General features: G+C 60.3%; 30 protein-coding genes and 2 pseudogenes. 18 read left to right on the top strand and 14 right to left on the bottom strand.

The window, feature by feature from the left end:
* Positions 1-23 precede the first annotated feature (23 nt).
* The gene (locus tag ATN38_RS01750) at positions 24-929 is read right to left on the bottom strand and encodes a zinc-ribbon domain-containing protein (protein ID WP_218747489.1); all 906 of its coding nucleotides are present in this window, start codon (positions 927-929) and stop codon (positions 24-26) included.
* A gap of 58 nt (positions 930-987) precedes the next feature.
* Positions 988-1386, bottom strand: coding sequence for a hypothetical protein (locus ATN38_RS01745; protein WP_003944286.1), 399 nt, complete (start codon positions 1384-1386; stop codon positions 988-990).
* A gap of 528 nt (positions 1387-1914) precedes the next feature.
* Between ATN38_RS01745 and ATN38_RS01740 the strand changes: the two genes are divergently transcribed.
* From ATN38_RS01740 to ATN38_RS01725, 4 genes are all read left to right on the top strand, one after another.
* Complete coding sequence (locus ATN38_RS01740; RefSeq protein ID WP_003944284.1) at positions 1915-2334, top strand: hypothetical protein; 420 nt, start codon at positions 1915-1917, stop codon at positions 2332-2334.
* Positions 2335-2736: 402 nt separating this feature from the next.
* A complete protein-coding gene (locus ATN38_RS01735) occupies positions 2737-3093 on the top strand; it encodes a helix-turn-helix domain-containing protein (protein WP_003944213.1) in 357 nt (118 codons plus the stop codon).
* 98 nt (positions 3094-3191) lie between these two features.
* A complete protein-coding gene (locus ATN38_RS01730) occupies positions 3192-3377 on the top strand; it encodes a hypothetical protein (protein ID WP_003944200.1) in 186 nt (61 codons plus the stop codon).
* A gap of 2 nt (positions 3378-3379) precedes the next feature.
* Positions 3380-4045 (top strand): DUF6338 family protein, encoded by a 666-nt coding sequence (locus ATN38_RS01725; RefSeq protein WP_157770428.1) that lies wholly within the window; start codon positions 3380-3382, stop codon positions 4043-4045.
* 20 nt (positions 4046-4065) lie between these two features.
* On the opposite strand, the gene ATN38_RS01720 is transcribed toward ATN38_RS01725, so the two are convergent.
* From ATN38_RS01720 to ATN38_RS01710, 3 genes are all read right to left on the bottom strand, one after another.
* Positions 4066-4371, bottom strand: a complete 306-nt coding sequence (locus ATN38_RS01720; RefSeq protein WP_037131447.1) for a helix-turn-helix transcriptional regulator — start codon at positions 4369-4371, stop codon at positions 4066-4068.
* 5 nt (positions 4372-4376) lie between these two features.
* Positions 4377-4733 carry a type II toxin-antitoxin system RelE/ParE family toxin gene (locus tag ATN38_RS01715; RefSeq protein WP_003944240.1) on the bottom strand — a complete coding sequence of 119 codons (357 nt, stop codon included), beginning with the start codon at positions 4731-4733 and terminating at the stop codon, positions 4377-4379.
* Positions 4734-4826: 93 nt separating this feature from the next.
* Positions 4827-6245, bottom strand: coding sequence for a hypothetical protein (locus ATN38_RS01710; protein WP_003944280.1), 1419 nt, complete (start codon positions 6243-6245; stop codon positions 4827-4829).
* Between the two features lie 116 nt (positions 6246-6361).
* Here ATN38_RS01710 and ATN38_RS01705 point away from each other — a divergent pair, with 116 nt between their 5' ends.
* Positions 6362-6907, top strand: a complete 546-nt coding sequence (locus tag ATN38_RS01705) for a hypothetical protein (protein WP_003944234.1) — start codon at positions 6362-6364, stop codon at positions 6905-6907.
* Between the two features lie 207 nt (positions 6908-7114).
* Positions 7115-7566: pseudogene (locus ATN38_RS32545) on the top strand (IS3 family transposase); the annotation flags it as partial.
* A 261-nt stretch (positions 7567-7827) separates the two neighbouring features.
* On the opposite strand, the gene ATN38_RS01690 reads toward ATN38_RS32545, so the two are convergent.
* Positions 7828-8283 (bottom strand): hypothetical protein, encoded by a 456-nt coding sequence (locus ATN38_RS01690; RefSeq protein ID WP_037131388.1) that lies wholly within the window; start codon positions 8281-8283, stop codon positions 7828-7830.
* A 172-nt stretch (positions 8284-8455) separates the two neighbouring features.
* Here ATN38_RS01690 and ATN38_RS01685 point away from each other — a divergent pair, with 172 nt between their 5' ends.
* The 3 genes from ATN38_RS01685 (at position 8456) to ATN38_RS01675 (ending at position 9773) form a co-directional block, all read left to right on the top strand.
* Positions 8456-8782: a hypothetical protein gene (locus tag ATN38_RS01685; RefSeq protein WP_037131386.1), complete on the top strand. Its 327-nt coding sequence runs from the start codon at positions 8456-8458 to the stop codon at positions 8780-8782.
* 179 nt (positions 8783-8961) lie between these two features.
* Positions 8962-9423 (top strand): hypothetical protein, encoded by a 462-nt coding sequence (locus tag ATN38_RS01680; protein WP_003944221.1) that lies wholly within the window; start codon positions 8962-8964, stop codon positions 9421-9423.
* Between the two features lie 2 nt (positions 9424-9425).
* Positions 9426-9773, top strand: a complete 348-nt coding sequence (locus ATN38_RS01675) for a hypothetical protein (protein ID WP_003944211.1) — start codon at positions 9426-9428, stop codon at positions 9771-9773.
* A 178-nt stretch (positions 9774-9951) separates the two neighbouring features.
* Here ATN38_RS01675 and ATN38_RS01670 read toward each other — a convergent pair whose 3' ends face one another.
* Genes ATN38_RS01670 through ATN38_RS01665 form a run of 3 tightly spaced genes read right to left on the bottom strand, consistent with a single transcriptional unit; the run spans position 9952 to position 12881 of the window.
* On the bottom strand, positions 9952-11697 hold the full coding sequence (locus ATN38_RS01670; protein ID WP_037131384.1) for an ABC-three component system protein: 1746 nt from the start codon (positions 11695-11697) through the stop codon (positions 9952-9954).
* Positions 11687-11896 carry an ABC-three component system middle component 6 gene (locus tag ATN38_RS33320; RefSeq protein ID WP_003944266.1) on the bottom strand — a complete coding sequence of 70 codons (210 nt, stop codon included), beginning with the start codon at positions 11894-11896 and terminating at the stop codon, positions 11687-11689. Before ATN38_RS33320 ends, ATN38_RS01670 begins: the two co-directional genes overlap by 11 nt.
* Before the next feature lie 25 nt (positions 11897-11921).
* Positions 11922-12881, bottom strand: a complete 960-nt coding sequence (locus ATN38_RS01665) for an ABC-three component system protein (protein ID WP_003944224.1) — start codon at positions 12879-12881, stop codon at positions 11922-11924.
* 1173 nt (positions 12882-14054) lie between these two features.
* Between ATN38_RS01665 and ATN38_RS01660 the strand changes: the two genes are divergently transcribed.
* Positions 14055-14258, top strand: coding sequence for a hypothetical protein (locus ATN38_RS01660; RefSeq protein WP_003944283.1), 204 nt, complete (start codon positions 14055-14057; stop codon positions 14256-14258).
* Positions 14259-14272: 14 nt separating this feature from the next.
* Entirely contained in the window at positions 14273-14803 is a 531-nt protein-coding gene (locus ATN38_RS01655; protein WP_218747487.1) for a hypothetical protein, read from the top strand.
* Positions 14804-14946: 143 nt separating this feature from the next.
* Here ATN38_RS01655 and ATN38_RS01650 read toward each other — a convergent pair whose 3' ends face one another.
* Positions 14947-15150, bottom strand: coding sequence for a hypothetical protein (locus tag ATN38_RS01650; protein ID WP_037131380.1), 204 nt, complete (start codon positions 15148-15150; stop codon positions 14947-14949).
* A 385-nt stretch (positions 15151-15535) separates the two neighbouring features.
* The gene (locus ATN38_RS01645) at positions 15536-16078 is read right to left on the bottom strand and encodes a hypothetical protein (RefSeq protein ID WP_218747485.1); all 543 of its coding nucleotides are present in this window, start codon (positions 16076-16078) and stop codon (positions 15536-15538) included.
* Between the two features lie 413 nt (positions 16079-16491).
* Here ATN38_RS01645 and ATN38_RS01640 point away from each other — a divergent pair, with 413 nt between their 5' ends.
* On the top strand, positions 16492-17904 hold the full coding sequence (locus tag ATN38_RS01640) for a lipase family protein (protein WP_209923400.1): 1413 nt from the start codon (positions 16492-16494) through the stop codon (positions 17902-17904).
* Positions 17905-17957: 53 nt separating this feature from the next.
* Positions 17958-19241, top strand: coding sequence for an IS256 family transposase (locus ATN38_RS01635; RefSeq protein ID WP_209923685.1), 1284 nt, complete (start codon positions 17958-17960; stop codon positions 19239-19241).
* A 114-nt stretch (positions 19242-19355) separates the two neighbouring features.
* On the opposite strand, the pseudogene ATN38_RS01630 reads toward ATN38_RS01635, so the two are convergent.
* Positions 19356-19709: pseudogene (locus ATN38_RS01630) on the bottom strand (cation:dicarboxylate symporter family transporter); the annotation flags it as partial.
* Positions 19710-20226: 517 nt separating this feature from the next.
* On the opposite strand from ATN38_RS01630, the gene ATN38_RS01625 reads away from it, so the two are divergent.
* The 3 genes from ATN38_RS01625 (at position 20227) to ATN38_RS01615 (ending at position 22309) form a co-directional block, all read left to right on the top strand.
* A complete protein-coding gene (locus tag ATN38_RS01625; protein WP_003944227.1) occupies positions 20227-20862 on the top strand; it encodes a hypothetical protein in 636 nt (211 codons plus the stop codon).
* 119 nt (positions 20863-20981) lie between these two features.
* Complete coding sequence (locus ATN38_RS01620) at positions 20982-21443, top strand: helix-turn-helix domain-containing protein (protein ID WP_003944279.1); 462 nt, start codon at positions 20982-20984, stop codon at positions 21441-21443.
* Between the two features lie 239 nt (positions 21444-21682).
* Positions 21683-22309 (top strand): zeta toxin family protein, encoded by a 627-nt coding sequence (locus ATN38_RS01615; RefSeq protein ID WP_157770424.1) that lies wholly within the window; start codon positions 21683-21685, stop codon positions 22307-22309.
* 163 nt (positions 22310-22472) lie between these two features.
* Here ATN38_RS01615 and ATN38_RS01610 read toward each other — a convergent pair whose 3' ends face one another.
* Positions 22473-23108, bottom strand: coding sequence for a hypothetical protein (locus ATN38_RS01610; protein WP_003944246.1), 636 nt, complete (start codon positions 23106-23108; stop codon positions 22473-22475).
* Between the two features lie 64 nt (positions 23109-23172).
* Positions 23173-24075 carry a hypothetical protein gene (locus ATN38_RS01605; RefSeq protein WP_037131378.1) on the bottom strand — a complete coding sequence of 301 codons (903 nt, stop codon included), beginning with the start codon at positions 24073-24075 and terminating at the stop codon, positions 23173-23175.
* A 435-nt stretch (positions 24076-24510) separates the two neighbouring features.
* Between ATN38_RS01605 and ATN38_RS01600 the strand changes: the two genes are divergently transcribed.
* Together ATN38_RS01600 and ATN38_RS01595 are read left to right on the top strand one after the other, a co-directional pair.
* Positions 24511-25209 (top strand): hypothetical protein, encoded by a 699-nt coding sequence (locus ATN38_RS01600; RefSeq protein ID WP_157770423.1) that lies wholly within the window; start codon positions 24511-24513, stop codon positions 25207-25209.
* 472 nt (positions 25210-25681) lie between these two features.
* Positions 25682-26533 carry a hypothetical protein gene (locus ATN38_RS01595; protein ID WP_232509004.1) on the top strand — a complete coding sequence of 284 codons (852 nt, stop codon included), beginning with the start codon at positions 25682-25684 and terminating at the stop codon, positions 26531-26533.
* Positions 26534-26590: the final 57 nt, after the last annotated feature.

Below are 26590 nucleotides of genomic sequence, written 5' to 3'. Positions count from 1 at the left end.
GCGTTGCCGGGACCGAATCTGACTCACAGCAGGTGGGGAACTATCTGGCCGTACGCGGGGAGAAACCATGGCCACAAAATGCGCCATAAATGGCCGCCAGTGGGGAGCTTACGATGGCCGTCGACAGTCTTCCATTCATGACCACTGGAACATGCCCACCAGACGCTCTTGTTCGAGGCAACGAGAACGTCGTGGGCGGAGAGCGTGTTCTTGGTGGGGTGCCACTCGCGCGCGACCTCCGGCCGTAGCGTGGCGAGATCGGTTTCACCTGGAATAGGTAACCGCCCACCGCAGTAAGGGCAGCCAATTATCGCTTTTACGCGCTGCTCGACTCTTGATGCGTACGAGTGACTGCGGTCTGGGCAAATCCACCACGCGCTGTACTCGGATCCTGTCTTGACTGCAGTTGGTGGTCGATCGTTTCGGATGGTGTCCCATTCCTTTGCAATCTCGGGTTCGGTTGTCGCGAGATCGTTGACCCCGGTGATCGCGTAGCGACCTGCGCAGTGTGGGCACCCATATTTTCTGTTGGTGCGTTTTGTGATTTCTGTTTGGTACTCGTGACCGCCGGCACATCGCCACCAAGCTTTCCAGTTGCTTTTTGCTGTAAAGCCGGTAGGCGTCCGGTCGCCGTTGAAGGTGGGGTGCCATTGGGACGCGATTTCGGGATGAGTCGTAGGTAAGTCGGTTTCATTGGGAATTGGGCGGATCAGTGTGCAGTAGGGGCATCCTGGACCGATTTTGGCAGTGCGGTCGGCGACGCAGGCCTGATAGGAATGCTTCTTTCCGCATCGCCACCACGCCCGGATGCTGCTTTTCGGCGTGATATCGGTCGGTTGCCGTTTGTTTCTCTCTGCATCCCACTCTGCGGCGAGATCTGGTCGCAGAGTGGCGAGATCGGTAAGTCCAGGTATGGCGCGCACGGGCATGGACGGAATCCTTGTGTAGGGGTACGACAGTGAACGGATCAGTCTGTGGGCGGAATGTCTACTCGCCCTTCGGTCTCAGTCGCTCTGCGGTCTTGGCGTTGGTTGTCGCTTCCAGTCGTCGTGCGACGTCGTGGATGTCGTCGAAGCAGCGGAATGCGTCGTATCCGGAACGGAAGGCGAAGAGACTGTGTTTGCGGATGACGCGGAGATAGGAGCGTTCGTCGACGTCGTAGATTTTGAGCGCATCGCGGGGTGCTGGGATGGCGTTGTGGTAGGCGAACGCGATTTGGTAAGCGACTTTGAGGATGTTTGAGATGTGTTGTGCGGTCAGGGCTGCGGTGTGGATGTCTTGTGGGAGGTTGTAGCGGCCGAGTGCGTCGAGATTGTCGGCAAGGTCGACGAGGGAGTCGCAGGCGCGCTGCGCGTGGGCATGGACATTTGTTGCCGTGGATGTCATGAGGTCCTCTGTCTGCGATGCGGTCAGCGTGACTGGAGCTGTCGCGGATTGTGAAGCACGAAGGAAAGAACTCTATGTGACATTCAGGATGCCTCATGCATGTCACATTGGCAAGTGTGAGAAGGACATTTGGCCGAGCATTCAGGGTGGACTCGGTTCAGAATCGTTTCGCGTCCAGGTCGGACGGTAACGTCACCTGCATGGATCCGCTGGAGAAGGCCGTCGAGGCGCACAAGCGTGCAGTAGTCGCGGAGAAGGCTGCTCGGGATGCTCTGTACGGCGAGATTTGGCGCGCGCGACAGTCTGGAGTTTCGCAGGTGGAGGTTGTTCGTCGGACTGGTTATACGCGTGAACATGTGCGTCGGATTGAGCGATTGTTCGAGGGTACGTCGGATTGACTGGTCGCGGCCGTTGCTCCAGGGCGAGGATTTTACCGAGTCAGTATTGGAAATATGTCCGCTTGAATGGTCATGGATACGCGTGCGTAGAACAGTGCCAGTCGGCAGGGCACACAACGAAGAGGAAAGAATGACGGGCTATGCCGATGGTTGGGCGTTGCTGGGCGACGAGGTGAGGGCCATCATTAAGGAGTATTGGCTGGACGGGTTCCCTGTTGCGGCGACTCCGGACGAGGAATACAACCGAGGCCGTGGCCCCGGAAAACGCGTCAGCCCTATTTACGAATACGACGACGGCGGAATCGGGGCGACGCAGTGGCTCAATGTCACCCACAACGTCGCCGCGATACTGAAGTCGGACGGTGGATGGAAGGTTGGCGGCGCGTTCCACCTGTGGGTTTCCACCGGTATCGGGACGCTTCCGTACGAGGTGCCCCTGCGAAACCCAATCATGATCGACGCGGGGGATAACGTGGGCTGGAGCGAACGTAAGGAAGAAGCAATCGCCGCCGCAGAGGCAGTACTCGGTCTGCGTCGATTGGCCGAGTAGCTCACCAAAGCAAATCGAGAGACCCGATTTTCCTCAGTCCACGAGGCGAATCGGGTCTCTCGCGGCCAGAGGAGGAGACGAGCTCTCCCGGCGCCTCCTCGCGTGGGCCGCCGATGCACTCTCGCTGTTGCGGAGCCTGCGAGGCTGTCCACAAGAAGATGAACCCGACTTGAAACGAGTCCGCCAATCAGGTCAACACCAGGTCTGGCGCACTGCCCATCCGTTCGACCCCGACATCGCATTTCGGCTGATCTGCTGGTTCCCACCCGACAGCAACACCGTCGTAGTGGCACTGTTCGCGGGCGACAAATCGAGAATCGGCGACGTGTTCTACAACAGTGTCGGACCCCGAGCCGACGCCGCAGTCCGAGCATGGAAGTTTCAGACAGAAGGAGATCAACGATGACCGAACAGTCGGATAAGACCCGATTCATTCGCGGAAATGATCGCATCGACCGACTCGTTGCGGACCCGTTGATCGCTGACGATGTCACCCGCTACGCGTCCGAGCGCGCGGAAGTGAACCGGATCTACGCACAAGGCCTGGCGGACATCCGCAAAGCGGGCAAGCTGACTCAGACCGAAGTCGCAACGATCCTCGACACTGATCAGGGCACGGTATCGAGAATAGAAAATCGCGACGATCTGCTGCTTTCGACCCTGCGCCAGTACCTAGCCGCGGCCGGCGCAGTGCATGCGAAGATCGTGGTGGAGAAAGAGGGTGTCGAGATCACCCTCGACCTCGACAGCTTCGGGTGACCATCGGTTCGATCACCATGTGTCGTGGTGATGGGGCACACTGACGGCGCAGAGTGGCGGCGAGTAGTGCCGGCGCGAGTGAACGAACGGACAGCGGCATGGGTATTGAAGAAGCTCAGGACGACGGCACGCTCTACGCGGTGCCTCCGAAGGATCCGGACACGATCTTGGGGTCGATCGACTCGCTGCACGTCGAGGCTCCGGTGGTTGTCGAGCAACGCCAGGAGTCGCCGCCCGCGTCCGGGGAAACCGTCTCCGACCAGTGGGGCGATTTCGACCACTGACTGTGACACCTGGTACCTGGCTGACAGTGCTGGCCTTCTTCGTGTTCGTAGCTCCTGGGCTGCTGTACGACCTGGCCAGCGTCACCAAGCGCACCCGTCGACACGAGACGGTGTTCACCGAGATCAGCCGGATCACACTGATGTCGACGCTGTGCAGTGCCGGCGCTGCAGCTGTGGTGACAGTAATCGGCATGATCGTCGCCGCACGATGGGAGAAGTACCCGTTTCCGGATCCGGCGTCGATGATCCGCGGCGGCTCAGGTTACGTCAACGCGCACCTCGCAGCGGTGTCGTGGGCAGCAGCCCTTTGCTTGGGGGTCTCGCTCGGCATCTCCTACGGCGCGTTCCGTCTCGTCTACCGCACGGACAAAGCCGCGATCTCCGACATTTCCGCATGGAGGTCGGTCCTGCGTGACGATCTACCTGACCCAGGTGTCGCATATGCCCTGGTCAAAATGAAAAGCGGCACGGTCTGGGGTGGGCGGGTCGCCAAATACACGCCCGACCCGGAGATGGCGAACAGGGAATTGGTCCTGAGTCCCCCGTTGTCTGTCCGCGATGCTGCCGCGTCACAGATGGCGAAGGTTCCCGACAAGTGGATGCGCGTCATCCTGCCCGGTCCGGAGATCGTCTCGATGGTTGTCACCTACGGTGATCCACCGCCGTAGGTGACCGGCCGGCACTGCGGTCAGGCGATGTGGAAGCGGTCGTCTCCGAGTTCGACCTCGACACGCAGGGAACCGCCTACTGCCTCGACGTATCGGCGCAGGGTGTCGATTTGAATTCGTGCGAGGTCCCCGCGCTCGATGTTGGAGATGCGGTTTTGGCCGACGCCGAGACGGTCTGCGACCTCACCTTGAGTCAAGGCAGCATTCTTGCGGAGTTCCTTGAGTCGGTAGGCCCGTACCTCCTCGAGCAGTCGGCCCTTGTGCGCGTCCACGGCGGACCGGTCGACGGGCCGTGCGTTGAGCATGTCGTCGAGACTTTTTGCCATCACGTTCACTTCCCTTCCAGGTTTTCGATGTGGGTGTCGAGCAGATCGTCGGCGATCGGAATGTTCTTCTTGTACCACTTGGTCCACTGACCTGATTTGTCTCCCGCGATCAGCAAGATCGCCTTTCGATGCGGGTCGAACGCAAACAGCACTCGCAGCTCCGAGCGCCCACTCGATCCCGGCCGTAGCTCCTTCATGTTCTTGTGGCGGGAGGCAGTGACCGTGTCGACCAGCGGCCGACCGAGCTGAGGCCCACGTTCTTCGAGCAATTCAAGTGCAGCGACAACCTGTTCATAGGACGACTGATCCAGCTGTGCAAGCCAATCTTCGACCAACTCGACGTCCACACTCCAGATCGACACTTCGTCATAATATCACTCATAGGTGATATTTGGGGATCCGTTTCTGCGGCGGTGCCAGCGGTGCACATCCTGCAACGACTTACAGCTCTGACATCAACTCAGGAAGTCTTTACCGAGCCAGTCGATCAGGCACTTCTCGATAGGGTCGGGATTCTGTTTGACTGCCAGCTTGGTTAGGTGGGGTGCGATGATGTCCTTGTATTCTTCTCCGAGAACCAGTTCGACTGCCTCTCTGGCCAACCTGAACGAGCGTTGCCATCGCGGGCCACGCCGGTCGTCTGGCCCCGGCCCCACTGATTCGCAGTTGATCGTGTGCACTATTACGCGAGCGTCTGCACCCTCGAACGACTTGATCGTCCGGTCGATTTTGTCCCGCCCCTCTCTGATCGCGGCTGCCTGTTTCCGATCCAGCTTTCGTCCCCTCACCAGATTGGCGATGAGCTGGCGATCCTCCCTCAGCCAGATCACATGCAATGGGCCCGATTGGGGCGCATTGCCTACATCTTTCGGCGGTGTCGGCAAGAACCGGCCTGGTAGGACGTCGGTGCCTCGATGGGCCCAGACGTAGCGAGGCCAAGGCTTGTGCAGGTGCTCTCCGTGGAGTTGTGATCGGTAGGCGTCTAGTTCTTCGCTGGTGGGGAGGCTGTTGTTGGGCCTATACCCTTGCGCAATTTTCCGAGTAGTGAAGAATCCGTAACCCAACATTCTCGCGAGGAGTGCACCGACATCTGCCGGCCAAGGACCGTCGGTCAACGAGACGATGGCGACAGCCGGGACATCTTTGTGCTGCCACTGACGATCCGGGCTACGCTCGGCGATCGTGTGCCTGACGGAGTATCGCAACCTGTCGGGTTCAGCGTCCCCTGAAGCCTCCGCGTCTGCCTTACTCATCCATTGAGTGGGGGCGCGAGGCGCGTAGACCGCCCCGTACCTGTTCAGCACGTGATGCAGTTCGTTCTCCAGGTCGTTACGTTCGTCCCGCAGTGAGACATCAGAGTCGTTCCCTTGCTTGTACACCCGCCGAAAGTCCAGGATGTCCGCTACGTGAAACCGAAGATCGCCGGGTCCTTCAATAGCTGGTTGAACTGCGACCGCCCAATTCTGCGTCGCGGTGGTGGCTGCGATGATCGCGCCGGTTGCCTCGGTGGTGTCGGAATGACGCACCGACATCTCGAGATCTCGGAGTTCACTGCGCAGTTCGAAAACCCTTCTGTGCAGCCATACTTCGTGCGCAAGCGCCTCTTGCACGTCTGGGACTGCATCGAGCATCCTGGCGAAGAACAGCTCGTCTACCTCTCCGTCGTGAGCGGCAGATGACGTCCACTCGAGGCTGAGGCGAGGCAGTTCTGCCAATTTCGGCCTTCCGTGGCCGCGCCTCCAGTCCGCGATCCGTTTGGGTGTCACTTCTTCGTCGTTGAACATTTCGGCAAGTGCGACCGGAGTCAGATGCGCCAGGTCTTCCTTGACGAACTCCACGAATCGAAGCCACGCGGGATCTGCTGTGTTCACCATGTGGCAAGTGTGCCATTTATGGAGCAACCAGAGTGCTTGAACGGCGCAGGTTCGCCCATTAGCCTCTGTTTGTGCAGGTTGCCGCGCCGGGCGCCTGCCCGACCGAGAGGAACGACATGTCCAGGTCAACTTCCATCCGCACTGCAACGGTTGCCGCTGCTCTCGCAGCGTTCACCGCTTTTGGTGGTTTCGTCGTCGTCCCTGTCGTCCACGCGACCCCCGTCGTCGCACCGCAGCAAGGCCCAGCGGGGGCAGTTGTGAAGTACCTCCAGAAGGTCAACTGGCAGAAGGAGTTCAAGGACGCAACAAAGGGGGTCGTCGTTCAAGTCGTCCTCGACAAAGTAATCGAGATCCTGGTCCCGAAAGGCGGAAGTAACTCTATTCCCGTGGTGCAGGCGAGCAGCATCAACAGCCCCGAAACGCTGATCAATCGGAGCTCGAATCCAGCAGGTGTCTCACCACGAGTGAGCTACGTGAAATCGAACGACGCGCGAGGACTCTTCTACAGCACCCTCAAGAGCGGTGGTATTCGGAAGAGTGAAAACAGCTACAAAGTCGGGGTCCAGACCGTGAAATTCAGCCCTGGGACGTCATCGACACCGCCTTCCATCACCATCTCGAACTCAGCGGTCACGAACAAGATCGTGGTGTTGGCAAACTAAGAGTTCCGAGAAGTCCATCGCCGATCGGAGTGATGGGACATCGACGAGAGCGGGTCACACCTTTCGGTGCGGCCCGCTCTCCGTCATCTATGACTACATCTCGACTTCCGTTCCACGATCTCTCTCCGGGACCATGACCGGCTCACCGCTGAATCACACCGGAGTTTCCGGGGACTTCATCGACTTCGTCAACCGATCAAGAGCAAGTACGGCGTCGAGCCGATGTGCAGGGTGCTCACCGAGCACGGCTGCTCAATTGCGCCGTCCACCTACTACGAAGCCCGCAACCGTCCTGCGTCTCGGCGGTCTCTGCGCGACGAAAGGCTTAAAGTCGAGGTCAGCCGGGTGCACACCGAAAATTATTCGGTCTACGGCGCCCGCAAGGTGTGGCTTCAGCTGAGGCGAGAGGGTATCGAGGTAGCGCGCGGTGCACGGTCGAACGGTTGATGGGTGTCCTCGGGCTCGAAGGTGCCCGTCGAGGCAAGGCCAAGCGCACCACCATCGCCGATCCACAAGGGCATCGCGCAGACGATCTGGTGCAACGGAAGTTCAACCCGATCGCGCCAAACATGTTGTGGGTAGCCGACTTTACATACGTTTCGACATGGTCGGGCTGGGTCTACGTCGCGTTCGTCATCGACGCGTATTCTCGCCGAATCGAGGCGTTCTACTACGGTGAACACAGAGCTACGCGAATCGCGGAGTTCTCAAATCAGTAAGTCTCCGGACTCGCCGGTGTGATTCAGAGTCTGGATTTCAGGCAAGAGTGGTCGTGTTGTCAGTCCGCTGGCCACTGGATAACCCGTATTCGATGTCTGGTCCCGCCCACTGAATGATTTGTCCTGCTTGGTCGATGGTCAAAACGCACACCCAAGCCCTCAGAAACGATCTGAGCCCATTCGGGTCCAGAGTGTGCGGGCTCAATGGTCCAGCAGGTCGAGATACTCGGTGAGCTGTCCGATCGGGGCGACAACCTCGCCTCGCAGCATCCACGTTGCCTCACCGTCGACTATTCCGGGATCCAGATGACCGCCGCTTGGCAGAGTCGGCCATTGCAGCCATTCATTGAAGTCCTGGAAGTTGTGCGCGATCTCGATGGTTGCGGCCAAAGCATCGAGGCCGCTGGAGATCCCGAACCCGCTACCGTCCTGATTGTTCACTCCCAAACTGAGAACGAGCCCAGGAACCGGGAACACGTCTCGTCGAATGTCGACGCGCCACACCCCCGGATCGAACTCCCGCATTCCATCGAAACGAAGGGTGTCGCGCGAGATCCGGGCGATCACGGTCAGGAGTATCTCTTGGAGTTCCGGTGACGGCTCGAATGTGAATCTGACATCCCACCTGGCACCGAAGTCGGAACCGGACACATACATTCTCCGAATGCTATTCGACAGCCGTTGCTATTTCGCCTGTGAGTGACAATATTCCCCGCGTCCAAAGCAACCGTCATCTGTTCGAAAAAACAGATCCTTTCGGTTTGACCGTCGAACGGGGCGATCGGGCTTGCCGATCTTGCAGGAGTGATCGTGATGGAAGAATGAGGGGATGCGCCCGAACAGGTACCTCGACGATTATCTGCATGGGCTTGAGTTCCTGAGTGGGGTGTACCCCGATGATGCGGGGGCGATTGCCGAGCACGGCATCGTGGCCGCGCTCGATGATGATGATGCGTTCGTGTTCTTGCTTCGCTTGGTCGGTCCAGAAGCCCCGGCGTTCGCGGATGAACTGTGGCAGTTGATCAGTGGTTTTCTGAACAGTCGCCGCGTCGAGGAGTTGTTCGGAGGCTCTGAGGATGCCGGGTTGGCGGATCTCAACACAGTGAGAAAACCGAGATACCTCCCGCCTCCTGCTCGACCGAGGATCCCAAGGTGAGAGTGTCTGACGGCTACCACCGTGCCAAAAGATTCAGGGAAGAACGTGCCAAATAATTCCGAAAGTCACAGTCGCGGCCTGAGTTTTCGGTTCCGGAGAAGCCTGGACCCGGGCCATGCCGGTCGCCGTGCAGTGCACTTCACATAGACTTCCGAACACGTTCCGAATATTGTGGGGGCATGGCCCCGACCGCGACCCGCACCACACGCCGCTCCTCCGACCTGAGCAAACACTCGGCCGAGGTGTTCGCCGAGGCCGAGGACCACCCCGTCACCGTCACCCGCCGCGACGGCGAAGATCTCGTGCTCATGACACAACGCGAAGCAGACAGCCGCGCCCGACTCCTCGAGTTCGCGGCACAGCTGATCGGAGTGGCCGTCGACGACGACGGACCCCTCGACGGACGGATGTCGCGCGCATTCCCCTGGATGCTGGCACTTTCCCCGAAGGATCGTGCCGTCTGCGCTCGAGACCTGGTCGACGCCGCACGCGCGTCGTTCGCGACCGACCAACCGCACCTGGTACTTGCGGAACTGACCTCGTGGCGAGAAACGGCGACCGCGATCGCTGCCGGCCTCGGTCAGGCCGACCTCGAATGGCTGGACACTCCAGAAGACGACACGATGGTGGAGCGTCCGTAGCGGTGGCAGGAAAACGCGGCGAGCTCGTACCTCGACCGACGAAGAAGACCGAGTACGAGATCCGCTTCGCGACCAACAATGCACGCAAAGGTTGGCGGGACCTCACTGCGGTGATCCGCAACCCGTTGGCGGAGGCCTGGGATTTCCTGACGCGAACCCCGCTGGTGGTGGATCCGAAGAACTACCCGCTACGCGGCGACCTCGGCGTCGTCACTCGCGACGGCGTGAGCCATCAGCGGTGGCAGCACAAACCCACTCAGCAGGGTGATGCCCGCATTTGGTTCTATGTCGAGGGGCGCACGGTGCACGTGGAGCAGGTGCACACCAACCATCCGAACGAGACGAAATAGGGATCCGTGTACGGAAAGGCCCCCGGACGCATGCTTGGGTTGTAAGGATCATCGCCACCGCTGCCTGCACCGCACCGCCGGACCGAGACCGCTTGGGTAGTTGACTACAGCCCACCCTGATTGATTTATGTCCCGAGTGGCCCCATTGGTTGGTGATCTTGTTGGCCATGTTGAGCGGTTAATCGAAGCGGAAGCCGAAGAGTCCGCCGGCGTCTGTTTCGTCGGTTAGACGTGTGTCGAGGATGTAGGGGTCTGCGTCGAAGGCGCCGTCGCTTTGAAGTTCCACGGTGGCGAGGAAGTCCGAGTTGAGGGTCACGATGTACTGGAAGTTGTGTTGTTCGGCGAGTCGGGCTCCGATGTTGAGGCACGATGCGACTTGGCGGCCGTCGATTGCGTCGAAGAGGTGGCTGTCGTGTACGAGTATCCGAGGTGCACGGCCTGCTTTGATTGCGGCGATTGCGCACACGATGTCGAGTATGAAGGTCTCTACGCTGCGGACGCCTACGCTCGCGTCGCCTGATATGCGGGGCTCGACGCCTAAGAGTCCTTTGGGTGTCGGCGAAATCAGAAGTGATGCCTCACGGTCGGTGTAGATCTCTGCGCCGAGTTCGCCGAATAGGGAGATCGATTCAACGAGGCTGTCATTTCGCTCGTTCAGTTCGGTTCGGACCGAGGCGACGAGTTCTGCGGTTCGCAGTTTGATCGTGTCGCTGATGGTGCTGATTGAGTTCGCGGCTTCCAGTCGTCGTTCCAGGTCTGCGACGTCGGATTCCTTCTTCGCAAGATCACGCTGGAGGCTCAGAAAGGTGTCGAGTGCGACGGTTTCGTTGAGGAGAAGCATGATCTGGGATCGCTGGTTGTCGAGGCTGCTGCGTTCGGAGTGGATGGCTTCGAGGCGGGTGCGGATGCTGTTGAGTTCTTGTTCCAGGAATGATCGGCGGTTGCGGACCACGGATTCGTGGAATGCTCTGACCTCGTCGTAGCGCCGGCTGACGGTGTTCGGGAGGACGAGTCCGATCTCGGCGTAGACACGAGAGAGTTTCGCCGTCAGTTCGTCCTGCTCGGACGTCTCGACTTCGTCGGCTATTGCTTCGTCGATCTCCCGTGACCTTCGTAGTAGAGCGAGGGCTTCGTCGTTGAGTTTCTGGATCGAGGCGCTGAGCTTGTCCGCTTCTTGTTGGTGATCGGCGTATTGTTCATCGACTTTGAACCCGCGTAGATCCCCCTGTGCGCGGTCGCGGTGGCGGCGGGCTGTCGCGAGTTGTGCGCGGATCGCGGATTCGTCGAGTGAGAGGTGGGTGATTGCGCCTTCACGGACTGCTGCGCGGATGGCTTTGCCTTGTTTGGTGAGGCGATCGACATCGCCTGCCTTGCCCAAGATTTCTGGTGAGAGTCCCAGCATGAAGCCGATCTTCACGCCTGATTCCCAGTCGGCCTCGGACTGGTGGCCCTTGATGGGGTTGTTGAAGAATGTTCGGATCAGTTGACTCCAGAGCTGACCGGCTGTCGGGCGGGTTGCGTCGGATGGTATCCGAAAGATGTTGTGGGAGAGTAATTCGCGCCATTCATCGACGTGGATGTCCGTCGAGTTTCCGGTTATCGACCAACCGGAGACTTGAACGCGGGTCGTCGGTGAGACGGCGCGTGTGACAGTAACTTCGTCGTCCCGGTCGCCATCTTTCGCGGGAAGCGCGAGGGTGGCGGTGAATGTGTGGTCGGTGAGTTCGGATGCTTTGAATTCTGGCGGTAGGTCGCCGCCGAGGAGGTACCTCAGGATCTTGATGACGCTGGTTTTGCCGATGCTGTTTCGACTGTCGCCTTGCTGGGATGTGTCGGTGCGTTCGGCGACGAGGATGTTCAGGCCCTCGCGAAACCGCAGAGTCTTGAATCTTGGGTCGGAGGAGGTGAGGCGGCTAAGAAACATGTGTGCGCCTGAGGAAGCCTTCATCGGATGTGTCCACGAGTCTCATTGTGTAGAGGGCGGCCAGTGCGAGTGTGAACCAATCGAATGTGATGCGTTGGGCTCGATGTGACGAATGTTCGTGAATGCTGAACCGTTCCCAGAGGGCCGAGACCGACATCGGATCGCGGAGTTCTTCGAGGATCTTGGAACCGACTGTCATGAGGGCGCGGTCCGATGACACCCCTTTAGTGGGTAAAAGCATTGGGTGTCTCCACTTCTGGGCCGTCTTCGTTGGTGGGTGGCATCTCGAATATGTGGCAGGAATCGAAGAAGTACGAGACGACTGCGAACGCCGCGTTGGCGCGCTTTCCATCCATCCTGAAGTTAGTTCCGGCTACCGACACATACAGTCGTTCAAGAACTTCGGCTGGTACTGCCGTCACCGCATGGGCGTCCTGGTACATCGACCGAAATTTCTCGCCATGAACGTCACACAGACCTGGGTCGGACAACTCTTCATACCAACGGTCAATACGAGGAGCCAGTAACCGGCCTGCGTTGAACTCGAGACGGCTCGCGTCGGGGAGCTCGTTGAAGTCCATCTTGCCTGCGGGGACGGCCAGTACACGTGCGCCGGTTTCCACAATCACGGTGTTGGAGTCGAGCGCGTCAAGTAGGGGCAACAAGTCAGAAAGTTCCACGTTCTCTGCCCCGGGCGCCCCAGGGAACAGCGCGTTGAGGACAGCGACATCGAGGGTTCCGACCACTTCCACCCAGAGTTTCTCGGTGTTAACGAGCCGGATGGTCAGTGGGCGCTCAGCGGACGGACCGTGACTTTGTTGGAGACCGGTGAGGGCTTTCAAGGACTCTGGACCTGCTGGTGCGTTCGTGACGAATTTCCATGTGTGGAAGCTGTCCCACTGAGAGAGCCCCCGTGCGAAGTCTGAATTGATCTTGGCAGCGAGTTCGCGCTCTGCGCTGCGGGCCGGTCGTTGGCCGTAGCAGGCGTAGAAGATGGTGCCTGAGTCCGCCAGCCCGTCGCACCCGCCATCGCCGAGTGTTCCTGACGGAGCGGGGTTCACGTAGTCGTCGTGGAATCGATCCAGCACCTTCGAGGCATAGTCCTCGAATGCTGTGCCCGACTTGAAACACTCCTGTTGATGGCGGAAGTGGTACCAGTCTCGCCAGTTCGCCGTCAGCAGCATCTGTTAGCCCGTCGTGGTCTTGCGTCGACCACGGTCGTGGTCTCTCGCAGAAAAGACTATCGTTCATCAACTCGGCGATTGTCTGTCCCGTTAACAGGCGTGGCGTCAGCATGAGTGGCAATGGGAAGAGGCGTAGGGGTTTTGGGTGGGTGCTGGGCCGCAGAATGTGGGTGTGACGCAATTCGATGCGACTTGGCATCGCTTGTTGGTGTGGACGGCTTGGCAGACTCTGTCGTGTGGTTCGGGAGGTTTGGCGCGAGATGGGGGAGAACATTGGTGGATGACTGGAGTCCGGTCTTTCGGGCGCGAGATGGGGGAGAACATTGGTGGATGACTGGAGTCCGGTTTTTCGGGCGCGGAGGTGGGAGCAGGACGGGGCTGAGTTCGCGGAGTGGATGGATGGTGCTGCGGTCCGGTCGCCGTGGAAGCGTCGCAGGTTCGGGATCTGGCGTGAGGAGCAGTTTTCGGACAGGATGCGCGTTGCCCGGGAGGCCAAGCGGCAGCGGCGGGCGGAGCTGGCGGCGAATCCGAGTCCTGAGCTTGTTGCGGCGTACGAGGAGTTGCGGGCTGCGGAGGCGGCGTCCGGTGCCCGACTCGGTTGCGCGCGGGGTGGTGATATGACTGACCCTGAGACGGTTCGGTTTCTTGCTCGGTTGTTGAGCGATCACGCCGAAAAATTTCAGTAAGAGCAGTGTGCGCGGCCATATTTGTGGTCCGCTCGTTTCTCTGTCGGGAAGTGCGACGGTGAGTTGGTCGAGGTTGCCTTCGATCTCGACGCTGACGACGTAGTTGCAAGGCGGTGTGTGCGGCCTTCGACGTGTTGGGCGCCGATGCGTCCGCCGGGTTTGCGTTGAGGCCGGGGACTCACCGCCAAAGCGGGACTGTGAGCGCACTGGCGGTGAGCCGTGCGCACCGAACCGTTGCTATCTGACAGTGCGCAGTTCAGGCGACCCATCCCCCGAGGGAAAGACACCCGGGGGCCGGCCGGCGCGGCAGACTGTGTGCCCGACATCAAACCGCCGCGACGTCCATTTTAGAACCGCGCACCGACTGCGTACAGGGGGTCGAAGGGTGCTCGTCTCGGTAAGCCGGTCAGATCATGATCTGCATACTTCGATCTCCTCGTGCCGAAATCCGTCGTTTCAGTTTCACACTGGCCCGTGGTTTGGTCGGGTGTGTTCGATCTCTGGTGCGACATTTCATCGTGGCGCTCTGGCGATTGTCGGGACGCTGTTGAACGGTCATGGTTTGATCGGGCGGCCGGGTCCGCTGCGTACGCCGAATCCGTTGGCTCACGGTGTTTTCGATCGAGGGGAAGGTGTCGAGATGAGCAGCGACGCGTCGGGTGACTTGATTGCCGGTGGGATGGTGCCGTGATTTCGGATGTGCGTATGACGAGTGATGTGGGTTCGTTGTTGCAGTTTCTGCTGGGGACCGAACCTGTCGGTGGGGTGGAGGTCGTTGGCGGTTGTCGAGAGATGAGTCGGCATGTTCGATCGCATCCGTTGCCGGCGAGCCGTGTCGATGATGCGGGGTGGGTGCGGTCGGTGGCAGCGGTGATGGAGGGGCCGCAGCGGGTGAGATCAGGTTTGAGGTCGTCACCGCGGGGGCCGAAGTCGCCGGTGCAGTCGTGGGTGGCTGTTCTTCATGTCTCGGCGGATGCTCTTGCGGGAGTGAACGGTGACGTGTCGGTGATCGCGACTGGCTTGATGAGCCGACTCGGTATCAGCTCGGATGATGGTTCGTGGCGGTGGATCGCGTTGTCTGTTCCTGCTGTCGGCCGGTTTGTGCGGCGTGTGCAGCTGGCTGCGACACCATTGGACGACCGTGACCCGGTGTGGAGTTTGCTCGGTCACGAGGGATGGGCGGCGCGTATTGCCGCGACGGTGGTTGGGGATGCCGAAGGTGGGTTTCTGTGCTGACAGACGAAGCGTTCCGGCAGCGGTGCCGGGAGGGTGGGTTGCTGGGCCACTGACATTTCTCAGGAGTAGGTCGTGGATGGTTTCGGTGAGCCGTCATCGGGGAGCCGTCGCATCTCGGGATGTCGGCTCAAGGAGATCCAGTTCTAGTCCCGTGGCGGCAGGATTCGTTCGCTGAGCGGGTTGTAGCAGACGAGTCCGAGGTTTTGCGCGGTGCGTACGAAGGCGTTGGCGGCCGTGATTTGTGCTCGTGAGGTTCCGCTGACATGGATCGCGGCGAAGCTTCCCACGGTGCGTACCGTCCAGGTCGCGCTGCTGTCGGTTTTCGTGTCCTCACTGTTGCTGGTCATGTGGGCCCGTTTCTCTGTCGGGGATTGTCAGTCGCGGCACTGTGAACGACGGGGAACAGCGATGAGTGAGATGCCTCCGATGAGGCTGGTCGGCGACGGCTCTGGACCAGAGCGCGGCAAGATTGTCGATGCCGTTCTTCTTGGGCGGTAGCGGGCACAAGACATCGACGTCGCCCTCGGCCTCGCCCGATACGGGAAACGAGCAGACCACATACCTCTACGCGTGAAAGCCTGTGCTGTGCGCGTCGAAGGCATCATGGCTGCGACGCAGTCGGCATGGTTCCACACCAGCTCCGGGAGAGGGTGGCCGTCGTGCCCGTGAATGCGAGCAGCGGAAACGGTCAGAATTCCGTCACACTCGATCTCTGTGTCGGTGAAGACGCGATCAGTATCCCGTGACTCCGTATCGGGCGATCGACACAGCGTTGAGACGGCGTAACTCAGCCATGCTCGTCAGAAGGACCTCTTTGTCGGCCGGGGGCATCACACACGCAGTTCCGTCCGACGCCACGACCATTCGATAGTGCCGGACACCTGCGGAGAATTTCGCGATCGTGCCCAGCCGCAAGGCATATTCCTCGAAGCCAGGAGGAACGAGCGCCAGCCCCCACGCATCCGCCTCGATGGGATCGAGCGCCACGGGTTCGCCGGTGCGGACGTGCCGGCCGCCGACGAACGTCATCATCAGCACCGACCCGGCCGGATAGGGACCGGTCATCGTTGTGCTCGTATCCAATGCCAGATGGGAAGCGAACACCCGAACCTCCACGGTTCGGTCGAGTATCGATCGTCCGATCAGCTTCGGCGGGGGTTTCTTGCGGGCGATCGTGCGAGATGTCCCTGGCACCAGAGCTTTTCGCAGTAGTCGGTGTAGTTCCCGTTCGTGTCGGCTGCGAACCTTGTCGATCAGTTCCGCGAATTCGTGCACTAAATACTCCCTCACCGTGAGTGCCCTTCGGTATTCACGATACTGACATGACCGCAGGCAGCAGGCTGTCATCCGCCTGCTCGGCGACCCGGTGACCTGCGGTGTCCCCGGCTTTCGATCGTATGAGCCACTTGACGGGGAATTCGCTCCCGACGAGGAGGGGTGGTTCCATACCGCCGGCAGGACGAGCGCGTCGGGTGGTTGTGGTTGGCGGGCTTATGTATTCGGGGCGGAGCGGCGGGGGCCGTGCTCCGGCTGACCCGGTCGACGGGGAAGCCGATCGCTGGCGCAGATGATCTTTCGGTATGGGTGTCTGATTTTTCACGCTACCGCTGTTACCGGGCAGTAATATATGGTGATCGTCATAACGCAGTCCGGCGGTGGTGTCAGTCACATAGATGTGGAGTCGAAATATGCCCTCACGAACACTCGCCCGAATGGTGGTGACAGTGGTTGCTGCTGCCGCATTCGTGGGTGTGACCGCTCCGGTCACGGTTTCGGTTGCAGCGGCGCAGCCGCGGGTGTTCGACACGTTCTACGACTACGACGGTTCGGCACCGCTGTCCTCGTATGCCCCCGGTGATGTCCTCAAAACGCGGACCGTGCCTTATCACGTGGTGAACGTTCCGACCCCGTTGCAGGCGGTGCAGGTGCTCTACCGTTCCACCGACGCCCTCGGCCGGCCCGTCGCCAACGTGACCTCGATTCTGCGACCGCCGAACGCGCAACCCGGAAAAGTTCTCTCCTACCAGTCCGTCTACGACTCACTCAACCCCGACGACAGCCCCTCACGTGCCATCGCCGGTAACACCCCGATCGGACAGTGGACCCCGAGCGGACGCAACTTCAACCTCGGCGGCACCATGGTGTCCGGCGAGATTGCGATGTTCGGACCGATGCTCGCCGCCGGGTACACCGTCGTCATTCCCGACACCGAGGGCCCGGAGGCGGACTTCGCTGCCGGGCCGGAGTACGGGATGCTGACTCTCGATTCGTTGCGCGCCGCCCGAGAGGTCGCGGAGACCGGCATCACCGACGATGCGGAGATCGCATTGATGGGGTACTCCGGAGGGGCGATCGCCACCAACTGGGCAGCGATCCTCGCCCCGGACTACGCCCCCGATGTCGACGACGACCTGATCGGTGCCGCCGAAGCCGGCGTCATGGTCAATCCCGCCACCAATTTGCGGTACGCAAACGGAAGTCTGGGGTGGGGCGGGGTTGTCGGAATGGCGATCGTGGGAATCGGTCGCGCGTACGATATCGACTTCGATCCGTATCTCAACGACTACGGCCGCGAGATCATGGCGCGAATGCAGGACGCGTCGATCGTGAACGCCGGCGCCCAGTACCCCGGCCTGACCTGGCAGCAGATGGTCAAACCCGAGTACGCGGACCCCAATTCGGTTCCCGAGTTCGTCGACGTCGTCAACACGATTAACATGGGCATCGCCCCGATCCCGACCATCCCGATGTTCATCGCCCAAGCCGCCAACGGCATCTTCAACGGAACCCTGCCCGGCGGTCCCGGCACCGGCCCCGGTGACGGCGTCATGGTCGCCGATGACGTCGCAGCCCTCGCCACCCGCTACTGCAATGCCGGCCTCGCCATCCAGTACGACCAGTACGACACCATCGAGCACTTGATCGGTGGCGCGCTCTGGTTGCCCGGCGCTCTGCAGTGGCTCGTCGACCGGTTCAACGGCGCACCCGCCCCGAGTAACTGCGGAAAATTCGCCCCCGGAAATTCCCTCGCCCCGCAAACACTCGTCGCCCCCGGCCATCCCGCATCTGTCTCCCCGACAGGATCGGGGAGTGTTTCTTAAACGGTGTTTCGGCCCGACACGCTGGGTGAATGCCCGGCGAGAAGGGTGCCGTGATGACGACACTGGATGATGTGACGAAGAAGAAGTCGACACCACCGTCGGCCGAGGAGGCGGCGGCAGCGGAGCTCGTGCGCTTGGCGAGAGAGCAGGGCCTGTCGCTGACGGGCCCGGATGGGCTGCTCAAGCAGTTCACCAAGACGGTCCTGGAAACGGCATTGAACGAGGAGATGACCGAGCATCTCGGGCACGACAAGAACCAGGCCAACCCGGATCGGGCATCAACAAATATCCGCAACGGCACTCGGTCGAAGACGGTACTGACCGAGTCGACCGGGCAGGTCCCGATCGAAGTCCCCCGAGACCGCGAAGGGACGTTCGAACCGCAGATCGTCAAGAAGCGGCAGCGTCGGCTCAACGGCGTTGATGAGATCGTTTTATCGTTGTACGCCAAAGGGTTAACGACTGGGGAGATCAGCGCGCACTTCGCTGAAATCTACGGTGCATCGGTCTCGAAGGAGACGATTTCTCGGATCACCGACAAGGTGATCGAGGAGATGCAGGATTGGTCTGCACGTCCGCTCGATGAGGTGTACGCCGCGATCTTCATCGATGCCATCGTGGTCAAGATCCGCGACGGCCAGGTCGCGAACAGGCCGATCTACGCGGCCATCGGGGTGAGCCTGGACGGGCGCCGCGACGTGCTTGGTTTGTGGGCCGGCACGGGCGGCGAGGGCGCCAAGTTCTGGATGAGCGTGCTCACTGACATCCGTAACCGTGGCACCAAAGACGTTTTCTTTCTCGTCTGCGACGGTCTCAAGGGCCTGCCGGAGGTTGTCGAGCATGTGTGGCCGGCCACCACGGTCCAGACCTGTGTGGTGCACCTGATCCGCAACACCTTTCGGCTCTCGGCACGTCAGCACTGGGACGCACTGAAGCGGGAACTGAAGCCGATCTACACCGCGCCGAGTGAGGCAGCGGCGCGGGCTGCTTTCGACGACCTTGCCGAGAACTGGGGCAAGCGGTATCCGGCGATCATCCGGCTATGGGACAACGCGTGGGAGGAGTTCATCCCGTTCCTTGACTATGACACGGAGATACGTCGAGTCATATGCTCTACCAATTCTATTGAGTCGCTGAATGCGCGCTACCGGAGGGCGGTCAAAGCTCGCGGTCATTTCCCCAGCGAGCAAGCCGCGCTCAAATGTTTGTACCTGGTGACCCGTTCGCTGGACCCGACAGGCAAAGGTCAGGCACGATGGATCACACGGTGGAAACCCGCTCTCAATGCCTTCGCGATCACGTTCGCGGATCGTTGGCCCGGATCAGAAACCTACTGATGAAAACGGCCGAAACACCGTTAACGAGATAGTCCCCAGGATCGTGAAAAGTCCAGTCTTCGGCGTAGCACTCTCGCGCAGTGTGTTTGACAGAAACCACAGGGACACCCGAGTTCAGTCGGTGGCGTCGGCCTTGGCTATTGCGGCGGCGAACTCGCTGACGTCGATCTCCTCGGAGACCACGGTCTTCCTGCCGTTGTAGACATCGCGGTCGATCTCGTCGTCGGCGTTGGCCACCAGCATCGCGACGAAGGTGTCGCCGTTGACGTTGAGGAATGTCCGGAAGATACCGGCGAACCAGTCCACGGCGATCAGTATGCCCACGGCTTCGAGCGGAAGATCGAGGGAGGTCGCGAGAAATGTTGCGATGACGGGGAATCCGCCGGGGACGGTGATGGTGCCCATGTTGAGCAGGATCGCCAGTCCCATGCCGAGGGCGATATCACCGACGGTGAGGTCTACATTGCCGTGCTCGCTGATATCTTCGGCGTGTCTGTCGTGGCTACTTCTTCACCGCCCCTGCGCGAGTGGTGATGTTCAGGTCGAGGACGCAGGTATTGTCGCGCGGCTCGGCGACCCGGTGCGCAAGGCCCTGTTGCGGCGGGGAACGGTCTCTCCGCGCCGTCGCTGGAGTTGCTGGCGGGATCTGGCCGCCAAGCTTCGTATCTCCGATGGCCGCCGAGTGGTTTCTGCGGATTCGCCGTTCTGTGTGTGTCGCGTCGAAGCGGCACTCCGGGTCTCGTCGTTCTGCTTCGCGGGCGCAGTTCAGGAGCTTGTGGTCCTGTTTCGGGCGCTGGTTGCTGTTTGGTCGCTGTTTGGTCGCTGTTTGTTCGGGTTGTCACCGTTTCGTGATCTATCCAGGAAATGCTCGATGCGGACATCATTAAACAGATCTACCCACCACATACCCCGTGACCAGCGTCGCCGCTCAGCGGCGTGTCGGGAGCGGGCAGTACCGTCAGGCCACCCCACCCAGGAGCAGATTATGACCAGGAGCCCTCTTCGCGAGGCGGAAGAGAACAACTTCCTCGGAACCGGATCGCTGACCGATGACGAGGTCGCCGAGTTCACTGCGACCGTCGACTATCTGCGTGCTGTCATTCCTGCCGCGTTCGGGTTGGAATGGAATGACCCGGCATTTTCGGGTGAAGGATACGTTGTGACGGAACTTCCGCGTAGTAGCGGTGGGCGGTTCTTCGACGGGTATCGCGGTGTGAGAAAGACCGCGAACGGGTACGTCGCGATCTCGGCATCCGAGCGTAACAGTGAGAGTGGGGCGGTTACCTTCAGCCGGTTCGAGGACGCGGTGAAGGGTTATGCCGCGAATATCGTCAGTTCTTTTAGAGGTCGTGGTCCCGGTTCCTTGGGATCAGTGGCGTGGATGTGGAACGGGGCGACTGGCCCCGGTGTGGTCACCGAGTCTTTGAATCCTCCGTACGACACAGATTTCCGCTTCTACCTCGCAGATGATCCGAGCGCGTGGCTCGAAGGAGACAAGGTCGCGGCGACGCTCTCACACGGGTTGGGCATGTCGATCCCCAGTTTCATTGCCGTCATCATCGCGCACCCCGCTGTTACGGCAAAGGATGCGACGGCGTGGCCGAAGTCGATACGCCCCTGAGCTTCGCGGCACCGGATGCAGGGCATGTCCAGTTGAAATCTCGGCATTCTCGTGCGGGGTTGTTGCTTGTGTGTTCCTGCCGTAATCTTGATGCATAGTGAATCAAGGAGGTGGGGCCAGTGACTGTCGATGATCAGTTCACCGACTTGCTCGCTCGACGCGGGGCACGTGATCGTGTCGCGGACCGTGATCGACTTCGGCTTATTGTCGATGCGAGTAGGCGGGGCTATACCCATCGGGTGATCAGTGATCGTCTGGGGACCGTCTCGCAAGCGACGGTTACGCGGTTGCTTCAGCGTGCGGAGCATGATCCTGATTTGGTTCGTGAGACGCCGGCTGAGGTGATAGATCGGTGTGCGGCGGGCGAAATCGACCCGGCGGAAATGATGGAACGGTTGATGGGTTGGCGGTATACCTTCGGGTATCTCCCCACCGTCAACGGCAACGAGACCGACGCCTATATCACTGGTGACTGGAACGAGGTCGAGTTGGCGTACTACCGGGGTTTCCTCACTGACGATCAGTTTCAGGCGTTGGCTGACCGTCAGAACGAGATCCTCGATCGCCTCAGTTCGCCGTGAGTGGCGTCGACGAGTTGCGTACTGCTGTCGGCATGCAGTTAGCCGCGTTGTGTGCGGAAGGCGGTGTCCTGCGGACTGATTCGGCCGACAGCACGAAATCACGTTATCGGATCAACGATCCGGCCCGGTCGAAGTTTCATCGGCAATTGTTTTCCGACTATCTCGATAGACATGAGGGTCCGAAGGAGGAAGGTTCTGCGATCATTTCGGCGGGGGTGCCGGGGGCTGGCAAATCGACCATGCTCGGCAGATACGTCGACGGTTTGAGTGAGTACCGGCTGCTTGACGCCGACATCGTGAAAGTGCCATTGATCGAGCGGGCTTTGGCTGATGGAATCTACGACGATCTCTTGTCGCGACGTCTCGACGACGGTTATCCGATCGCACCGATGGAGTTGGCGGCGCTCGTGCATCGTGAGTCGGCGGATCTGATCGACATCATTCGCAGGGATTGTCTCGGGCGTCGCGAAAACGTGATCATCGAAGGTACGTTGTCGTGGCCAGGCCAGGTCGAGGTTATTTACGATGAACTCGCTGCCGCTGGGTACAGCGAGATCCGTGTGCTGGGTGTGGAAGTCGAGCGGGAGACTGCTCACCGTCAGGCCCTCTCGCGATGGTGGGAGGGACGTAGGGCCTGGTGTGCGGGGGAGGACGCTCTTGGCGGTCGTTTCACGCCCCCGTATGCAATCGACGACGGATACAGCTCGGGCGCCGTGTCGCTGTGCGCTCGACACGCTCTCGGGATCTTGGACAGAGCGAGGGGCGGGGACGTCGACGCGGTGGAGGTGAAGATTCTCTCGCCTGCCGGCCTTGGACGCTACGACGTTGTCCGCGCGGGTGTTTATCCGGAGTCGCTCGATTCGTAGGGGGATCGTGGGCGATCGGGTCGATTGCGACGCGTTTTAGTGATGTGAAAGGACCGACCCGACGGCCCTGAATGTGGGGTTGTCGGGTCGGTTTGTGTGGTTGGACTAATGTCCTTCGTGCACAAGGCATGTCGTGTTGTGTGACGAGTAGTGCGCGAGTGTTCTACTTCGTGGGAATATCTGTGACCGCGATTGCTGTGGGGAAGGTCCAGCTCGCGATTTCGGTGTTGTATCCGAAGCTTGTGTAGAGCGTGATCTTGGAGATGGCGACATCAGGGTTCGTCAAGAGATTTGAATCGGCGAAGGGGATGAGGCCTTCGATGTGGCCGTCGAGGTCGGCGTCGCCAATTGCGGTGGGAATGCCGGTTGAGTAGTTGCCTTTGATTGTCTGCCCACTTTGGGTGGTGACTTTCCAATAGCTTGGTTGGGCGTTCAGTTTGCCGGTTGTGACATCGATGACGACTGGAAACGTCAAGGCTTTGTTGCCGGACTTCGTTGTGGTGAACGAGGGTGTGAGGATCGCCAGGTCTGCGGTGAATCCTTGGCCTGTGGCGTGTTGTGTATCGCCGATTTGTGGGGGTTTGTTGTCTGTTGGTGAGTTTGCACGGTTGCCGGTGGTGAGTGCGGTGGTGGTGCTCGAAGATGTTGTGGTGCTGGTTGGTTGAGAGTTTGTTGTTGTGTTGGCTGTTGTTGTTGTGGTGGTGGGAGCGGATTGTTCGGTGTCGTCGCTGCTGCAGCCTGTGAGGGCGAGACTTGCTGCAGTGCAAGCAATGATGGAAATTTTGGTTACGGTGTTCATGTGTTGCTGCTTTCGGGTGGTTGGGTGAAGTGGGGGTGCGCGTGTATTCGTGTGTGCATCGGTGTCAGCTGACGGGCGTCCTCAGATCGATGTCGCCCTTTGAGCATCGTGATCCGTAGCCGAGTTCTCGGGACATTACGTAGGTGGGGCTTGCGCAGTTCCAGCCGTCGAATTCGCGGATGTTCGCATTGCCGTGGGCTGAGTCGAGGGGGAGGCCCCGGTAGGTGTCCATGACGGTGAGTGCGTCCGCGCAGGAAATGGTTCCGCTGACGACGGTGAGGACTCGTCGGCCGGTGGATGCTCCGCAGGTTGTTCCTGGGGCGGCTGGGGTGGTGCTGTCTGTGTAGACGTCCATGGGGGCCCCATATGCGGTTGGCGGGGTGGTTGTGGGGATCGTGGTCGGTACTGCTGTTGTCGTGGTTTGTGTGCCGGTCAATGTGAGGTTGCCGTCGACGTAGCGGACCTGGTTGGAGTCGGCGGAGCATTCGAAACCGCCGCTGATTGCGGTGCACGTCGTATCGTCGACTGTCAGTTGGGAATTGACGGGCAGGACGGCTGCGCCGGGTGGTCCGGATTCGGTGATTGTGGGGTAGTAGCCCTGCTTCGTGAGCGCCACGGCGTTGGGAGGGCCGCTACCAAACGGTGGCACGTCGACCTCGGGAGTACCCGCAGGGAATGACACTGAGCAGGTGACGGTCCGGCCGGAGTCCGCGATGCCCGGGAACAGTACGCATTCGCGTCGAGGGGTACCCTCGACGGCGAAACGGTACCTGTCCGGTGCGAATTGGTACTGCGCGGGATCGGCGGCTGTGACGGCGGGCGGTGTCGTAGTTGTTGCGGCGCTTGTGTTGTCCGGCGTCGTGGAGACGGTTTCGTCGGAGTTCGAAGCGGTGCCGCACGCAACCACAATGGTTGCGCAGGCTACTGCGAGTCCCCCCCGAGTGACCGTTGTCAGCGATCGTTTCATTTGCTGATGAAACCATATCGGTGCCGGTCGCGTCTGGTGGCGATGTGCGATTACCTGCTCTCTTCCGCGAGTCGGGGTGCGGGTCGGGCGTTGTCGATCCCGGCCTGTCCAGGTTCAGTCGTATGGTTCCCGCGACACGGGCGTTGGGTCCGTGTCGTCATGGTCAGGAGGGTTCGAATGATTGCTGTGAGGTTGGCTGCTGTGGCGGTCGCGGTGTGGGTGGTGGTTCAGATGCAGATAGCGCCCGCGTATGTCGGATGGGTGATTGTTGTTTTTGGAGCCTATTTTTCAATTCTGTTTTGGTTGCTGCTCTTCATTGCCGTTGCGGAGTGGCGCAAACCAAGTGCAGAGCGAGTATCGGAGATTGCGACATGGCTCGGTCTCGGATTCGCGGGTTCTGGGATCGGATGGGGGGCTATCAACGGAAATTCGGTCATGCAGCTAGTTTCCGCGGTCATTGTTGTCGGCTTGTGCGTTGTGGTTGTGGTGCCCTGGGCGAGGATCGAAGCTGCACTGGTGCATGCGCGAGCACGATTTCGGTACCGCCGTTGCGGCGGTGATCCTGTGGTGTTCGGCGGTCTGCGGCGGCTGGGTGATGCGGCGCGGGGAGTGCAGCCGCGGCGGCCGCGGTGGGGCGAGCTCCGCCGGTTGAGGTTGGCGTACGAGGATGTTTCGTCTTCGATGGTCCCGGATTTTCCGTCTGAGCGTGATGTGCAGGACATCGTTGACGAACTCAATGCGCTGGACGAGGGCGCGCGGTGGGATGCTGTCGTGGCAGTTCTCGATCGGGAGTTGGTGAACCGAGTTGCCACCCTGAACTGGGATCTGGTGGAGGAGCCGTGCCAGATCGATGATGACACGCTCTTTTGGGGAGAGGTGATCCAGCTTCCTCACGAGCATCGAGTTCATATCGAGGGCCCCTGGTATTCGAGGAATGCTCCGCGATACGCGATTGTCTACAGCGAACGCCGGGCGCGTTGGGAACTTCCGTACGAGTGGAACAGCGGGTTGGATTCTGATGAGATGCTGCCATCGGATTCGAGGAAGCCTTTGGGGGAGGGATGGCAGATGTCTGTTGACAGTCGCGGCGAAGAGGTGTGGACGCTGACGATCGGATCAGACCGCACATCGTAGAGCGAGAGCTTGAAGTTCGTGCTCAGTGCAAGCTTTTGTACTGCGCGAAACGTGCGCCGGCAGAACGAGAAGGGAATCACCGGTGGGCACCTATCATCACGTGGTCTTACGCTCGGCAGCTGGCGAATACGTCGCCAGGGTAAGGCCGAGCGCATTCGGATGCGACATCAAGGTCGGTAGGGGAGGTTCGTTTGATCAGAACAGACTCCCGGCCATCATGGCGTTCGCGGAGAAGTATTTCGATAGTCCCCTGACGGCGATCTGGGTAGACGACCTGTCCTGTGACGGTTGGGAATACGACTCGTCACTGGTAGCTCCGTGGGACGGCCCGGTGTCCCTTGATGACGAACCTGAACTTCCTCACCTGGTACCGGCCAGCTCGCCAGGCCAAGCAGTCGCCGCTTGTCCGAACATCATTGTCGAGGGGATGTAACTACACGTGCTGACCGGGGATCCGAGCGAGGAAACATCGTTGTCATTGAATGAAATCCGAAGGGCCATAACGCAATCGTCAGTTCTGACGGCGAGACAAAAGCTCTCGTACCTGGGTGCGTGGTCGGTTCATGCTCGTGAGGCATCCCGTAATGCAGCCAGAGTCGAGGACTACTGGCACGCGACTGATGTTGCTGTCCGCGTCTCGGCGTTGCGCGCTTGCGTGAATTCCGTCGATCCGGAGTTGATTTCGGACTTGTTGGCGACGTTGACCCCATGCGCAGAATCTCCCGACCCCACCCCCTTCGAGGAGGCACTCAGATTCGAATTCGGGGATCCGGTTGGTACTGCGATCAACCAACTGGCTCGGGAATGGGATGCGTGGCCCAACCGTCCGTGGCCGATGTTGATGCACCACGCCGTTGACAGCACAAGCAGGTATCTGGCCTTGGATAGCCTGTCGAGGGTCGATCGTGGGAAGGCGCGGTTGGCCGCAGCTTTGGCAGTTGCGATCCCGATGGTGGTACGCAGCGAATTCGCCGAGATCGGTGTTCGGGGTCGCTATATCTTGTTGTGGCGGGGACTGGGGAAGTTCGGGGTAAGCCCTCGACGCGACGTTTGGCCTGAACTGGCGGCTCGCCGGGCACCTCACGATTACAGCGCGCAGCCTCTGTCGTCGTTTACGGCCAACTTTGAGGTTGCCTTGGATTTCGCGAGGGACGGTGAGGGCATTTTGTTGGCTGAGTTGGTTCCGCTGTCGGCCGTATTCTCCACCTCGCTGGTGTTGGGGTTCATGGGATCTGAGGTGGTCGTGCGAGATCATCGCCACCGCTGGCTGGTGCCTCTCCGCAGGGTCGAGGGCGCTTGGGTAGTTGACTACAGCCCGCCCTGATTGATTCATCTCCCGAGCGGCCGTCCAGTCTCGACGTTGCTTGCAGTTGCGTACATC

The sequence above is a fragment of the Rhodococcus sp. FH8 genome (genome assembly GCF_019266085.1).
In the GTDB taxonomy this organism is placed as follows: Bacteria; Actinomycetota; Actinomycetes; order Mycobacteriales; family Mycobacteriaceae; genus Rhodococcus_F; species Rhodococcus_F qingshengii.
This window is presented reverse-complemented; position numbering and strand designations above follow the sequence as displayed.